This window comes from Peribacillus sp. NPDC097295, assembly GCF_044761665.1.
GTDB lineage: Bacteria > Bacillota > Bacilli > Bacillales > DSM-1321 > Peribacillus.
The window spans coordinates 279438-292592 of the sequence record NZ_JBIWCW010000004.1; the positions used below are offsets into that span (position 1 = coordinate 279438).

The 13155-nt window shown below is 39.6% G+C and carries 10 protein-coding genes; 1 reads left to right on the forward strand and 9 read right to left on the reverse strand.

Going from position 1 to position 13155, the window contains the following annotated elements; translation table 11 throughout:
* Window positions 1-76 precede the first annotated feature (76 nt).
* Window positions 77-2137: a sigma 54-interacting transcriptional regulator gene (locus ACIQXN_RS09975; RefSeq protein WP_402965678.1), complete on the reverse strand. Its 2061-nt coding sequence runs from the start codon at window positions 2135-2137 to the stop codon at window positions 77-79.
* 163 nt (window positions 2138-2300) lie between these two features.
* Between ACIQXN_RS09975 and ACIQXN_RS09980 the strand changes: the two genes are divergently transcribed.
* On the forward strand, window positions 2301-2537 hold the full coding sequence (locus tag ACIQXN_RS09980) for a DUF2627 domain-containing protein (protein ID WP_402965681.1): 237 nt from the start codon (window positions 2301-2303) through the stop codon (window positions 2535-2537).
* A gap of 50 nt (window positions 2538-2587) precedes the next feature.
* Here ACIQXN_RS09980 and ACIQXN_RS09985 read toward each other — a convergent pair whose 3' ends face one another.
* From ACIQXN_RS09985 to dxs, 8 genes are all read right to left on the reverse strand, one after another.
* On the reverse strand, window positions 2588-3319 hold the full coding sequence (locus tag ACIQXN_RS09985) for a glycerophosphodiester phosphodiesterase (protein ID WP_402965684.1): 732 nt from the start codon (window positions 3317-3319) through the stop codon (window positions 2588-2590).
* A gap of 89 nt (window positions 3320-3408) precedes the next feature.
* Window positions 3409-4986, reverse strand: coding sequence for a flagellar assembly protein A (locus ACIQXN_RS09990; RefSeq protein WP_402965687.1), 1578 nt, complete (start codon window positions 4984-4986; stop codon window positions 3409-3411).
* A 328-nt stretch (window positions 4987-5314) separates the two neighbouring features.
* Window positions 5315-6106: a sporulation transcription factor Spo0A gene (gene spo0A, locus ACIQXN_RS09995; RefSeq protein ID WP_402965690.1), complete on the reverse strand. Its 792-nt coding sequence runs from the start codon at window positions 6104-6106 to the stop codon at window positions 5315-5317.
* 327 nt (window positions 6107-6433) lie between these two features.
* Window positions 6434-7732 carry a SpoIVB peptidase gene (gene spoIVB / locus ACIQXN_RS10000; protein ID WP_402965693.1) on the reverse strand — a complete coding sequence of 433 codons (1299 nt, stop codon included), beginning with the start codon at window positions 7730-7732 and terminating at the stop codon, window positions 6434-6436.
* 153 nt (window positions 7733-7885) lie between these two features.
* A complete protein-coding gene (recN, locus tag ACIQXN_RS10005; RefSeq protein WP_402965696.1) occupies window positions 7886-9601 on the reverse strand; it encodes a DNA repair protein RecN in 1716 nt (571 codons plus the stop codon).
* A gap of 22 nt (window positions 9602-9623) precedes the next feature.
* Window positions 9624-10073, reverse strand: a complete 450-nt coding sequence (gene ahrC / locus ACIQXN_RS10010; protein WP_402965699.1) for a transcriptional regulator AhrC/ArgR — start codon at window positions 10071-10073, stop codon at window positions 9624-9626.
* Window positions 10074-10413: 340 nt separating this feature from the next.
* Window positions 10414-11241 carry a TlyA family RNA methyltransferase gene (locus ACIQXN_RS10015; RefSeq protein WP_402965702.1) on the reverse strand — a complete coding sequence of 276 codons (828 nt, stop codon included), beginning with the start codon at window positions 11239-11241 and terminating at the stop codon, window positions 10414-10416.
* Window positions 11242-11245: 4 nt separating this feature from the next.
* Window positions 11246-13138, reverse strand: coding sequence for a 1-deoxy-D-xylulose-5-phosphate synthase (gene dxs, locus ACIQXN_RS10020; protein WP_402965705.1), 1893 nt, complete (start codon window positions 13136-13138; stop codon window positions 11246-11248).
* Window positions 13139-13155: the final 17 nt, after the last annotated feature.

Sequence of the window (13155 nt, forward strand, 5' to 3'; positions counted from 1 at the left end):
ATTTTCCTGTCATCCATCACCAACAATAACCATGCATTTTTTTTCATGTTTTGCAATTAATTGCACGCAACTTATTTCACAGTTCCAGTTTCTCCATCTTGTAATATAAATTTCTGACAGATATACCAAGCGCCTTCGCTGTAAGGGTCTTATTCCCTTTATACATATGTATCGCTTCCTTGATAACCTTCGCTTCATGCCTATCTATTATTTCCACGAGCGTTTGACCCGATACGTAAGCCTCAGGTCTTGCTGCTTTCTCCTGTTTTAAAGGAACATTATCTTCAATGAAATCCGGAATGTGCTGAATATCAATCATTGTCTCGGTTAGCTTCATGAAAATGATCGTTCTCCCTAAAATATTTTCAAGTTCTCTAACATTACCGGGCCAATCGTAACCCTGCAATTTTTTAATTGCTTCTTCTGTAATACCTTCAATGCTTCGCCCATATTCCTGGTTAATTTTATGAATTAAATGTTCTGCCAGTTCTTTTATGTCTCCTTTTCTCTTCCGCAATGGAGCAATGAAAATGGGCATACGATTTAAACGGAAATACAGATCCTCTCGGAAAGTTCCCTTTCCAATCGCTTGTTCTAGGTTGATATTGGTTGCAGCGATGACTCTGACATCGATTGGGATTGGATTGGTCCCGCCCACTCTAATGAGTTCTTGTTCCTGTAGTACCCGAAGTAATTTAGCCTGGATACTCGCCGGTAACTCACCAATTTCATCCAAGAATATACTTCCATGATTGGCTTCCTCAAAAAGTCCGGTCTTCCCTCCTCTTCTTGCCCCTGTAAAGGCTCCTTCTTCATAACCGAATAATTCACTTTCTAGCAATGATTCCGATATTGCTGCACAATTGACGCGCACGAATTTATCGAACTTCCTGTCACTTTCATTGTGGATGGCATGGGCAAACAGCTCCTTGCCTGTCCCTGATTCCCCTCTCAAAAGGACAGTAGCTGGCGTTCTGGCAGACAATTTAGCCTGCTCAATAGGAAGCGTCATTTCTTCAGAAGCTCCAATGATATCAACAAAAGTATATTTAGCCTGAAGTGTCCGGATAATTTGCCGTGCTCGTTTCAATTCATGAGTTAATGATTGAATTTCAGAAACGTCATGAATGACTCCGACGCTCCCTTTCAATACTCCCTCGACAATGATGGGGGCAACATTGACAATCACTTCTTTATGTTTTGGTCCAACACGCATGTTGACTCCGCGAACCGGCGTTTTAGTCTTGAGTACTTTCATATGCATGCTTTCCCCTTCATAAATATCAATGGCCGCGGGTTTACCAATTACTTGATTTTTGGTCAAGCCTGTTATTCTAGAGTAAGCTGGATTGATCAATAAGCCGCATCCCTGATCATCCACCACGGATATCGCCTCGTCACTAGATTGAATAATCGCTTCGAGCATGGTCTGGACCTCTTTTAAGTCCGTTATCTGTTCAGCTAATTTCACCGCTTCTGTTCTTTCCTTAAACAACGAGAACGCGCCAATAATCTCATTTTCTGAACTTACTAAAGGAATTCTGGATGTAATGACATCCATTCCTGCCCCTTTGATTGAAATGTGTTGGTTTTCTTCCCGCTCTCCAGTTTCCATCACCCTCAATAATCCACTTGAAGGGATAATCTCCAGAATATGTTTCCCAATCACCGCTTCCCTTTTTGTATTCGTTATTCGTTCCGCACTATTATTGAATATGGTGACATAACCCTCCCGATCAATTACAAGCATTCCTTCATTGGTTGCATTAAGTATCAAGTTCCTGTTGGCCGATACATTCTCCAACGTGTTAATGAGTTTATTTTTCTCTTCAAAGAGGTTAGCAAGGATATGGGCAACACTACCAGGAATCAAAATGGTTTGCTTCCCCATTTTCATCTTAATCTCCTCAAAAACGGTAGGGTCCCCTGTCGTATCAATAATGATATCCAATTCCCTAGCCATTACACTGTTCCAATTTGTCACTGTTCTAACCTTTAGTGCTTTTGCAGCTAAGATTCCTTCGGCTGCCTCGTTGGTATCAGCCATACAAACGATAAAAAAAGCATCAATTTCAGACATGAGCTCTAATACTGCCCTTCCCCCTTTTCCTCCTCCTACAATCATTACCTTCTGCATGAACTTTCCCCCCTGCGATGTTATACTATATTTTCATAGTACCATATCACATTCAAAGTCACCGTTCATACATTCCAATCATTTTCTTAATTACATAAACTTGACAAAAATATATTATCCTTTATCATTTTTTATAAGGAATTTTTGGAAGGGACTTGTCTACATGAATCGATTAATCGCTTTTCTCATCCTTTTTATCCCTGGTGCCTTTGCTGCCTATGGGATTAAAATAATGCGGGATATGGTATTTGGCATTCTTCAGCCCCCTTATCCGGTACTGTGGCTACAATTTTTGATTGGACTTCTGATTACCATTGGTGGAATAGCGTTTATCGCTGGCTTTATCCTTCATCGCGATCGTAAAAAAGACAAGGTACAAAGTAGATTTAACAAATTCTAAAAACAGTGAACGAGGGGCCATGAAACACATGGCCCCTCGTTCACTGTTTTTCAATTTTCAAAGTTTATTCTGACCTTTTTTGCTTTTTCCGGAAAATCGGTGATGATGGCACTGCAGCCCAAGCCATATAACCGCTCCATATCCGGTTTTTTATTGATAGTATAGGGTCTAACCAAGATGCCAGCCTTCATCGACGATTGAATGATCCGGTCAGGAGCTGAATGAATACTAGGATGGATTGCACTTCCTCCAATCGCCCGTGCATACACCCATGGCATGAATAGACCGTCCCTATATAAAGGCGCCGTTTCTATTTCTGGTGCCAACTGGTGACAGTACACTAGACTATAATGATTGAAGGAAGAAATAACGATCCGTTCCTCCATTCCATATGCTCGAATGAGCTGAATAACTTTTTCTTCTAAACCTGGATACATAAAAAATGTGTTTTTAAGTTCAATATTGCAAAAAAGATGATTGTTGCACAGCCATATCAATAGTTCTTCAAGTGTAGGAATTCTTTCTTTAGCTACTTTCCCTTTGAAGGATTGAGCTGCATTCAAGGTTTGTAACTCCTTTAAAGTTCTGTCACTAACAAAACCAGGTGTCCCCGTTATACGGTCCAGCTTTTCGTCATGAATGATGACCACTTCACCATCTTTTGAAAGTTGTACATCCATTTCGATTCCATCCGCTCCGACACGGGCTGCCTCTTTAAAGGCCAACATCGTATTTTCAGGATGGGTTCCTGATGATCCTCGGTGTGCGAAGATTAACGTCATAGAAAAGCTGCCCCCCATGAAATTTCAGTAGATCTTCAATTTTATGAAAAGAAGCAGCGATTTATTTTGATTCATTAACGTAATTTGAATTAATCAAAATGGAGATTATTGTTTTCTGCATAGAATGTTCCTTTTGTTAAATCGTTCAATTTCTTCTCCATACTTTTAATTTGCAGCCGTGTATCGGGAAACGCCATTTGACCGATTGTAATTTCCCCATCACCTTTTGATTCAAGTGTATCCATCAATGATTTACGCTTTTCATCAATTTGGAAAATCTCACCATTCAGGCGTTCTAGCTGATTTCTTGCATGTTCATATTGATAATTTTGCGATACGTTCAATTGCCCGACAAACTTTTCATAGACCTCCAGCTTCTCTTTCATAAGTTCCAGCTCTTGAACTTTCGACTTATACCGGAGTAACGTTTCATTCAATTCCTCTTTAAGATTCATACGGTTAAATCCTTGTACATTTACGATGGTCTTCCGTTCCATCCTATTCCCAATGACAGCTGCTCTTACTTTACCGTGCGCTTCAATTACGCCTCCAATCAATTTCCCTTTCTTTTCATCGGTGTAGATATTTTTCGCTTTCAGAAAACTTCCGAGCGAATAGTATCCAATATGTATGCTTTCTCCAGCTTTCAAGTGGCTTTCATTGGCATGTTTAACGAAAATATTTCTCCCTGCGGTAATCTGTGATATCCCTTTACCAAAAATCCCACCTTTAATAAATACATCACCTGTTTTTGAATGAATTTCTTTTACATTGCTTATTCCCAATTCACTTAGAATGGAAATATCCTTGGTTGCCAGTACCGAATAATTATCCTGCACCGTCCCTTTTATGGTGACACTTCCTTCAAATTCGATATTGCCTGTTTCATTTCCGACATCTCCCTCAATGACAAGGTGATTCCCAACAGAAATCCTTCCGCCCTTGAATTCGACTACCCCATCTATCATGGCCTGAAGAACGAGTTTACCGTTACTTTCAATAGCCTCCACACTTTTTTGATCATATTGGATTTTTTTATTTTTTCCCTTTTGAGCAAGGACAAAGTCCCCTGTGATGGTCTTACCCATCGTTCCATCTGTTGGAGGAATCTTTTCCCCAAGCCAATCCCCCTTTTTCACTTCATCCAGAAAATTCATGTCGTAATAATCAGCCTTGCCGTCTTCCCGAATCGCTGGCTTTCTATCTGATCGTTTGTAATAGGTAATCACTGCATCGATTCCATGAACTGGCTCGGTTCCCTTTGCCACCACAATTGAACTCTTCACTTCTAACTGATTTTGCAAAACATGCATCAAGATTCCTTCAAAAATATCCTGCCGTTGAAGATCTTGTAAAATATACCCTACTATTTCCGAATGATGGCTTCTCAAATGACGCTCGGAACAGTTAATTTTTACACTAGCTGTCATCTTATCTTCCGCTATATTCCATTCTAAAAGTGGCTTTTGTTTTCCCACTTTAATTTTTTCTCCGCTAGCTTGTATTAGCGCCTCCTTTAAGTCTTTAAAGTTATCGAGTGAAATTTGTGGGAATTCATTCAGGATCGGGTTCAATTTCAGAATGGAAAAACCCTTTTGAAAAACGGTCATATATATAATTTCTTCTTCCATCTCCAAGATAAAGTAATCATTTTCTTCGTAAATCACATGCTTTCCCCCTAGCACCTATGTATATATACCTATAATTATAATCTATAAACTCGGAAAAATATCATAAAATATACATATTTTACTAAAATTATATTTATTTCCATAATATATTGATTCAAAGTTATATAAATAAACAAAAACGCCTTTTATTTATTGGATTCTTTAGGAAAAATCCAATAAATAAAAGGCGTTTAACTTAATAAAAAAAGCATATCCTCCTTGTCGTCTTAAAAGGAGGCCTCGAATTATTCAATTTTATCGGCTCTAGCCTTTTTATGGTCAATTGTTAATATTCACATAAAAACAATGGTATCCCCTAACCCTGTCAAGAAGCTTTGTGTTCAAGACGTAGCTTATCAGCGACCATGGCAATGAACTCCGAATTCGTTGGCTTCGCCTTGGTCATGCTTACCGTATAACCGAATAATGAAGAAATCGATTCGATATTACCGCGACTCCAGGCCACTTCTATCGCATGGCGGATGGCACGTTCAACCCGGCTAGCCGTTGTATTATATTTTTTGGCGATGTCAGGATATAGGACTTTTGTTATTGATCCCAGCAATTCAATATCATTATACACCATTGATATGGCTTCCCTTAAGTATAGATATCCTTTAATGTGGGCTGGCACTCCAATTTCATGAATGATGCTTGTAATACTGGCATCCAGATTTTTCGGTTTTGATTCAGTTTGAGGACGGTAACTAAACTGACTATGGTTCTTGAGGACAGACTGCCCTTTATTGCTCACTTGACGGATGTGATTAGACAAGTTTTCCATATCGAAAGGTTTTAGAATAAAATAGGAAGCCCCCAAATCTACAGCCTTCTTCGTTACATCTTCTTGACCGAATGCAGTAAGCATAATCACATTAGGCATATTTCCCCGTTTAACTTCACGAAGTTTTTCCAGTACCCCCAAGCCATCTAAATGAGGCATAATAATGTCAAGAATCAAAATATCCGGATCAACGCTTTCTAACATCCCCAGGCAATCCTGACCGTTATGTGCAATACCGATTACTTCCATGTCATCTTGGGATGAAATGTATTCTTCCAAAAGACCAACCAGTTCTCTATTATCATCTACCACGCAAACCTTGATTTTTTTCACTCTTGATTTCCTCCTCAACTACAATGGTCTTTTTTTCTATATGACTAAATTCTATTGTAATTGAACTTTTCGACAATGGAAACTAAATTCCTTTTATTTTCGAAAAAATAAAAGGAATTCAATATTATTCTCCCGATATCTCTTGTTTTCGACTTCGTTTGCTATCACACGAAGCGCTTTGTCGAAAAATCATCATTTTATCATCATTTTATCACATTTTTCCCAAAAAACCTTTATTCTTGTTAATTCATTTTAGTTGTCATGGGTATTAAGGGGGAAGATAACCTATATTTCAAAAAAAGGTATCCAAATGGATACCCCGTATTTTCAGCTTGCTTTCTCATAATCGTCTTTGTCATATATATTGATACCGGCCTCGTTTAACATCCACTCGATATGGACTCCGTACCCACTTGTAGGGTCATTGACAAATACATGGGTAACGGCACCGATTAATTTGCCATTTTGAATGATGGGGCTTCCGCTCATCCCTTGAACGATCCCACCCGTTTTTTGGAGTAATTCTTTATCTGTCACTTTTAGAACCATTCCTTTGATGGCAGGGAACTTCTGTGGAATGGAGCTGACTATTTCTACATCAAAGGCTTCCACTTCGGAACCGTCCACCACAGTAAGAATTTTTGCAGGACCCTCTTTCACTTCATGAGAAAGAGTTATTGGTAAGGCTTTATCCATAACTCCATTTTTAAAATCTTGATTTAGTTTCCCGAAAATCCCAAATGGACTATTGCGGTTAATATTACCGATTTTTTCTTTGTTGGCTGAAAAGCGCGCTAATTTTTCCCCTGGGTCCCCATTACTTCCCTTTTCAATGGATGTCACCATCGATTGAACAATCTGCCCATCTCTTACAACGATAGGTTTTTTAGTGTCCATATCTGATATGACATGTCCCAATGCACCATACTTCTTTGTTTCCGGGTGATAAAATGTCATCGTTCCGATACCCGCTGCTGAATCACGGATATACAAACCTAATTTGAAAATGCCTTCATTTTTATCCTTTAAAGGCATAAGCGTACTGTGAAGCACTTCATTATCACGATTGATCACCATTTTCAATGGTTCTCCCTTTTCACCTGCTTGCTGAACAAAAGGAGTCACGTCACCCATCTTTTTAATCGTTTGACCATTGATTTCAGTAATGATATCACCGATTTCAACTTTTGCTTTTTCACCTGGTGATTTCTTTCCTTGAGGTGTATCAACAAGATGATGACCGACTACAAGGACACCCAAAGTATTAAGCTTTACCCCAATTGATTGTCCACCAGGGAGCACTTTAAAATCCTTTAGCACCTTGATATCAACTTTTTTGGCAGGCAAGCCTGCAACATCAAGCAACACCTCATTCGTTCCCGGCTTTTCGGCATCCAGTGTAATGGAAGCTCTCTCATCATGGATCGAAATTCCTTGGCTTGACTCCAAAACTTTTGCAGAAACGGGTAATGACTTGGAAATACTATAGTGACTACCTTCAAAAAGCACAAGCTGATTTGGAATTAAAAAATATTCACGAAATGGCTGGTATAACCCTAATGTTAATAGCGAAACAAGGAGAATCCCACCGATGATCCTGTTAATCCATACTTTCAATCCATTCACTCTCCTCGCTCTCTAAAACTTTATGGCTACCCCTTTAATTTAGCCTTCATGACAATCATTTATAACAGCAGAGCAAAATAAAAGCTATCCGTTTTTGGATAGCTTTACAATGGATGCTTATGATAAGTTGTAGATATCTTCATACAAGAAACATCAGGAAGTAATTTTCAGCTTTTTAGCAAGTTGAATCAATTCATTGGCATGTTGCCTTGTTAAATCCGTTATTTCCACACCAGATATCATCCTGCCAATTTCCCGAATCTTTTCTGTTTCTACCAGGGGTTTGACTGACGTATTGGTTCGACCAGCCTTCACATTTTTCGCAATGAATAAATGGGTGTCCGCCATGGCCGCAACCTGCGGCAAATGCGAAATGCAAAGTACTTGGGAACCCGTAGCCACTTTATAAATTTTTTCGGCAATGGATTGGGCTACCCGCCCGCTGACACCTGTATCAACCTCATCAAATATGATGGAAGTAATCCCTTGATGTTTGGAAAAAATGCTTTTCAATGCCAACATAATCCGTGATAACTCTCCGCCCGAAGCGATCTTTGACAACGGTTTTAATGGTTCGCCGGGATTGGTGGATATGTAAAACTCCATGACATCCAGACCAGAATGATTTATCCCACGTTCTGATAACTCATCAAATGTATAGGCAGTTTGAAGAAAATGTGGTTCGAATATCGTTTTTTCCATATATAGATCTTTTAATTCCTGGTGAATGTTCTTTGTTAGCTGCTGGGCATATTTTTGACGGAGCTCAGACAAATTTTTCGCTTCGATGATTAAATCGGCTTTAATCGATTTAAGTTCTTTTTCAAGCTTCAAGATATGACTTTCACGATTTTGGAGCTTTTCAATCTCTTCTTCGATGCCTGCACCATACTCCAATATTTCTTCGATGCTTCGTCCATATTTTCGCTTTAATTGATTGATTTCATTTAGACGGCTTTCAATGAACTCCACCCGTTCCGTATCATAATCCAGGGAATCTAACTGATCTCTAATAGTAGAGACCGCTTCTTCCAGAAGGAAATAACTATTTGAAACGGTTTCCGAGCTCTTTTTTAACGATTCGTCAAGGCTTGCTGCTTCTTCCATATTACTCATGGCAACCGACAACCAATCAAATGCATGTTGCTCTCCATTTAAGGCATTATAACTGGTTTGCAGCGCTTCATGAATCTTTTCGAAATTGTTAATCTTCTTACGTTCTTCCATCAATTCTTCATCTTCATGAAGCTTTAAATTAGCTTTTTGGATTTCGTCGGATTGAAACTGGATTAAATCCAATCGATGGACCATTTGCTGCTCATTTTGGCTTAGGTTATTTAACTGTTTGGATGTGACTTCGTAATTCTTATATAGCTTTTGATATTCCGTAAGGGCGGCCGCAATTTTTTCTCCGCCAAATTGGTCCAGCAAAGGAAGATGAAGTCGCTCATCCATTAACTCCTGATGTTCATGCTGTCCATGAATATCAATTAGTGTTCGCCCTATTTCACGCAATATGGCTATTGTAACCAACTTCCCATTTACCCTGCAAACACTTTTTCCGCTAAGCGAAATGTCCCTTCTCAGGATAGCCATTCCATCGTTCATATCTATTCCAAATTCTTTGGCTTTTTCAAAAACCGGATGTTTATCATCTTCTATTTGAAATAAGCCCTCTATCTCTGCCTTCGATTCACCGTGGCGTATAAATTCTGCCGAGCCACGCCCTCCAACCAATAAATGAACCGCATCTATGATAATTGATTTCCCTGCCCCGGTTTCCCCAGTTAAAACTGTCAACCCTGTTTCGAACGAAACGGACAGGCTATCAATGATCGCAAAGTTTCTTATCGAAAGTTCTGTTAACAATCAGAATCACCTCACCAAAATATTAGAGCATGTCCAAGAATTTGCTGGAAATGATCTTTGCTTCTTCATCGGAACGACAAATTATTAAACATGTATCATCACCGCCGATGGTTCCGAGTATTTCTGGCCAATTTAAATTATCAATCAAGGCACAAATTGCTTGGGCATTACCTGGCATCATTTTCATGACAAGTAAATTATTTGCAGCATCAATGCGAACAAAAGCATCTACCAGCATTCTTTTTAATTTCTGTAGTGGATTAAAGCGTTGATCGGCTGGTAAGCTATATTTATATCTGCCATCCGATAACGGTATCTTTACAAGGTGGAGTTCTTTAATATCTCTTGAAACGGTGGCTTGTGTAACATTGTAACCGGCATTTTTAAGTTCTTCCACTAAGTCATCTTGTGTCTCAATATCATTATTCGTAATTATTTCCCTGATTTTTATATGACGCTGTCCTTTATTCATAAGTAGAAGCACCTCTCAACTGTTGCTCATTTTAAATATCTACGTTGTCTTGGTTCTAGCAAGCTTTTTTTGTATGTAATCGCTCGTCTTTTTCCTAATCTTCATATACGTTCTTCCTACAGAAATGACCGTTGAAGAAAGAGGCTATATTAATGTTAGCGGATTTTTATACAATTGTACAACTTTTTATTTACTGTACCGTTCTTCACGATTATTTTATTCTAAAATTTTCTTAGCATACTTTTGTACATTTCCTTGACGCTTCGCTTTGCCAATGTTGCCAAGTGAAAAAAAGCTCCTTTAGCTAACCATTCAGCCAAGGAGCCATGCAAAGATTCTTCTATTCTTTTTTGAACTGAGAATGTGCATCTCCAACGATGTCATCCACCGTTTTGGATAGCAATATGTCCCCCACGTCCTTAGGGCCTTCCCAAAATAAATGAAGCAGAAATTCAATGTTTCCATCCCCACCAGTAATAGGGGAGAACGATGCATCTTTAATATCGTATCCTTCCGTTTTTGCAAAGGAAATAATCTTATTCAACACTTCTTTATGAATTTTAGGTTCCCGGACAATCCCTTTTTTGCCGACTTGGCCCTTACCAGCCTCGAATTGAGGTTTTACAAGTGCCACGACGTCGCTTTTGGGGACAAGCAAGGTTTTTAAGACAGGTAAAATCAAAGTGAGCGAGATGAAAGACACATCAATGCTTGCAAAATTGGGCATCTGCCCATCAAGATCAGCAGGTGTGACATAGCGGAAATTAGTCCGTTCCATCACCTTAACACGCTCATCTTGCCTTAGCTTCCAAGCAAGTTGATTATAGCCGACATCTAGAGCGTATGACATTATGGCGCCATTCTGTAAAGCACAGTCGGTAAAGCCCCCAGTGGATGAACCGATATCCAGAAGGATTTTTCCATCCACGTGTAAATCAAATTCATTTAACGCCTTTTCAAGTTTAAGTCCGCCTCTCGATACATAAGGCATCACTTTCCCTTTAATCGTCAATTCAAGATCTACCGGCACTTTTTCCCCCGGTTTTTCATATCTTTCTTCATTTGCATAGACAAGTCCTGCCATGACCATACGTTTTGCTTTTTCACGTGTATCGGCCAGTCCTTGTTCTACCAATAAAATATCTAATCTTTCTTTCGCTACTTTCATATTGTCAGGCCCTTTTTTCTTTTTTTGGCGTTATCATTTTTATCTTTTTCATAACGGTATCAGTTGTCAATCCGATTTCATCCAATAACTCGTTGACACTGCCATGTTCAATGAAATAGTCTGGTATACCCATTCGGTCTATGATTGCCCCATAGAATCCTTGATCATGTGCATACTCGAGCACCGAACTACCAAATCCCCCTTGAAGGATTGCTTCTTCAATTGTAAGCAGTGGCATCTTCTCTCCAAGTAAACTGCTAAGCATTTTTTCATCAAGAGGCTTGATGAAACGGGCATTTATAACTTTAACGGAGTAATCCTCTTTTTCAAGTAGAGCTGCAGCTTCAAGAGCCATCGGAATGGTTGTCCCAAATGTTAAGATGGCAGCATCCGAACCCTCTTTCAACACTTCCCAAGAACCGATGGGGATTTGTTGTAGTTCTGTGTCCATGACAACACCCAGTCCATTTCCACGTGGAAAACGCATAGCTATTGGACCATCGTTATAATGTATGGCTGTATTTACCATATGCTGACCTTCATTTTCATCTTTTGGCATCATCAAAACGATATTGGGGATATGGCGTAAGAAAGCGATATCGAATACACCTTGATGTGTTTCCCCATCAGAACCGACCAGTCCTGCCCTGTCAATTCCAATAAAGACATTCAAGTTTTGACGGCAGATATCATGTACCACTTGGTCATATGCTCTTTGTAGGAAAGTCGAATAGATAGCCAAAAATGGTTTCATTTTCTGTGTTGCCAATCCGGCTGCAAAAGTAGCCGCATGCTGCTCTGCAATTCCGACATCATAGAAACGCTCCGGGAATTCCTCCGCAAAACCTACTAACTTCGATCCGACAGGCATTGCAGGTGTTATGGCTACTATACGTTCGTCCTCCCGTGCAAGCTTACGCACGGTTTCACTTACTAACGAACTCCAAGCCGGACCTTTACTAGGTGATTTAACAAAGTCACCCGTTTCGACTTGGTAAGGACCTGTCCCATGCCAATTGCCGGTCGTATCCAACTCGGCAGGCGAGTACCCTTTTCCTTTTTTGGTTATAACATGCAAAAGGACCGGACCTTTTGTTTTCTTGGCAAATCTCAAGTTTTCTAGCAATTCTTCATAATTATGGCCATCTACTGGTCCAAGATAAGTAAAACCTAATTCCTCGAAAAACATGCCAGAGACCAACAAATATTTCATACTGTCTTTCAAGCGTTCGGCTGTTGCTGCAAGCTTTCCACCAACGGCAGGGATTTTCTTCAGGAACATTTCCAATTCATCTTTTGCCCAATTGTATTTCCCTGCAGTCCTTAATCTACCCAGTACCGAATGTAAAGCGCCTACATTAGGGGCGATGGACATTTCATTGTCATTCAATATAACAATCATGTCCTTTTTTTCATCACCGATATGGTTCAGAGCTTCTAGAGCCATCCCCCCTGTAAGGGCGCCATCTCCAATGACGGGTAAGATGAAACTTTTTTCGCCCTTGACATCGCGAGCTGCTGCCATTCCCATTGCAGCAGATAGGGAAGTCGAGCTATGACCCGTTTCCCATACATCATGAGGACTTTCAATCATTTTAGGGAAGCCACAAAGCCCTTTATATTTCTTTAAGGTATCAAACTCTCCAGCTCTTCCTGTTAAGATTTTATGAACATAGGATTGATGGCCTACATCCCATAAAATTTTATCGTACGGACTATCGAATTCTTTATGAAGCGCGATTGTCAACTCCACCACGCCTAAATTGGGACCAATATGCCCACCAGTTACTGATAATTTTTCCACAAGGAATTTACGAATATCCACACTTAATTCAACAAGCTCTTCATTATTCATATTCTTCAAAAATGAAGGGTCTTTTATAGATAGAAGATCCAAACAGGACCACTCACTTT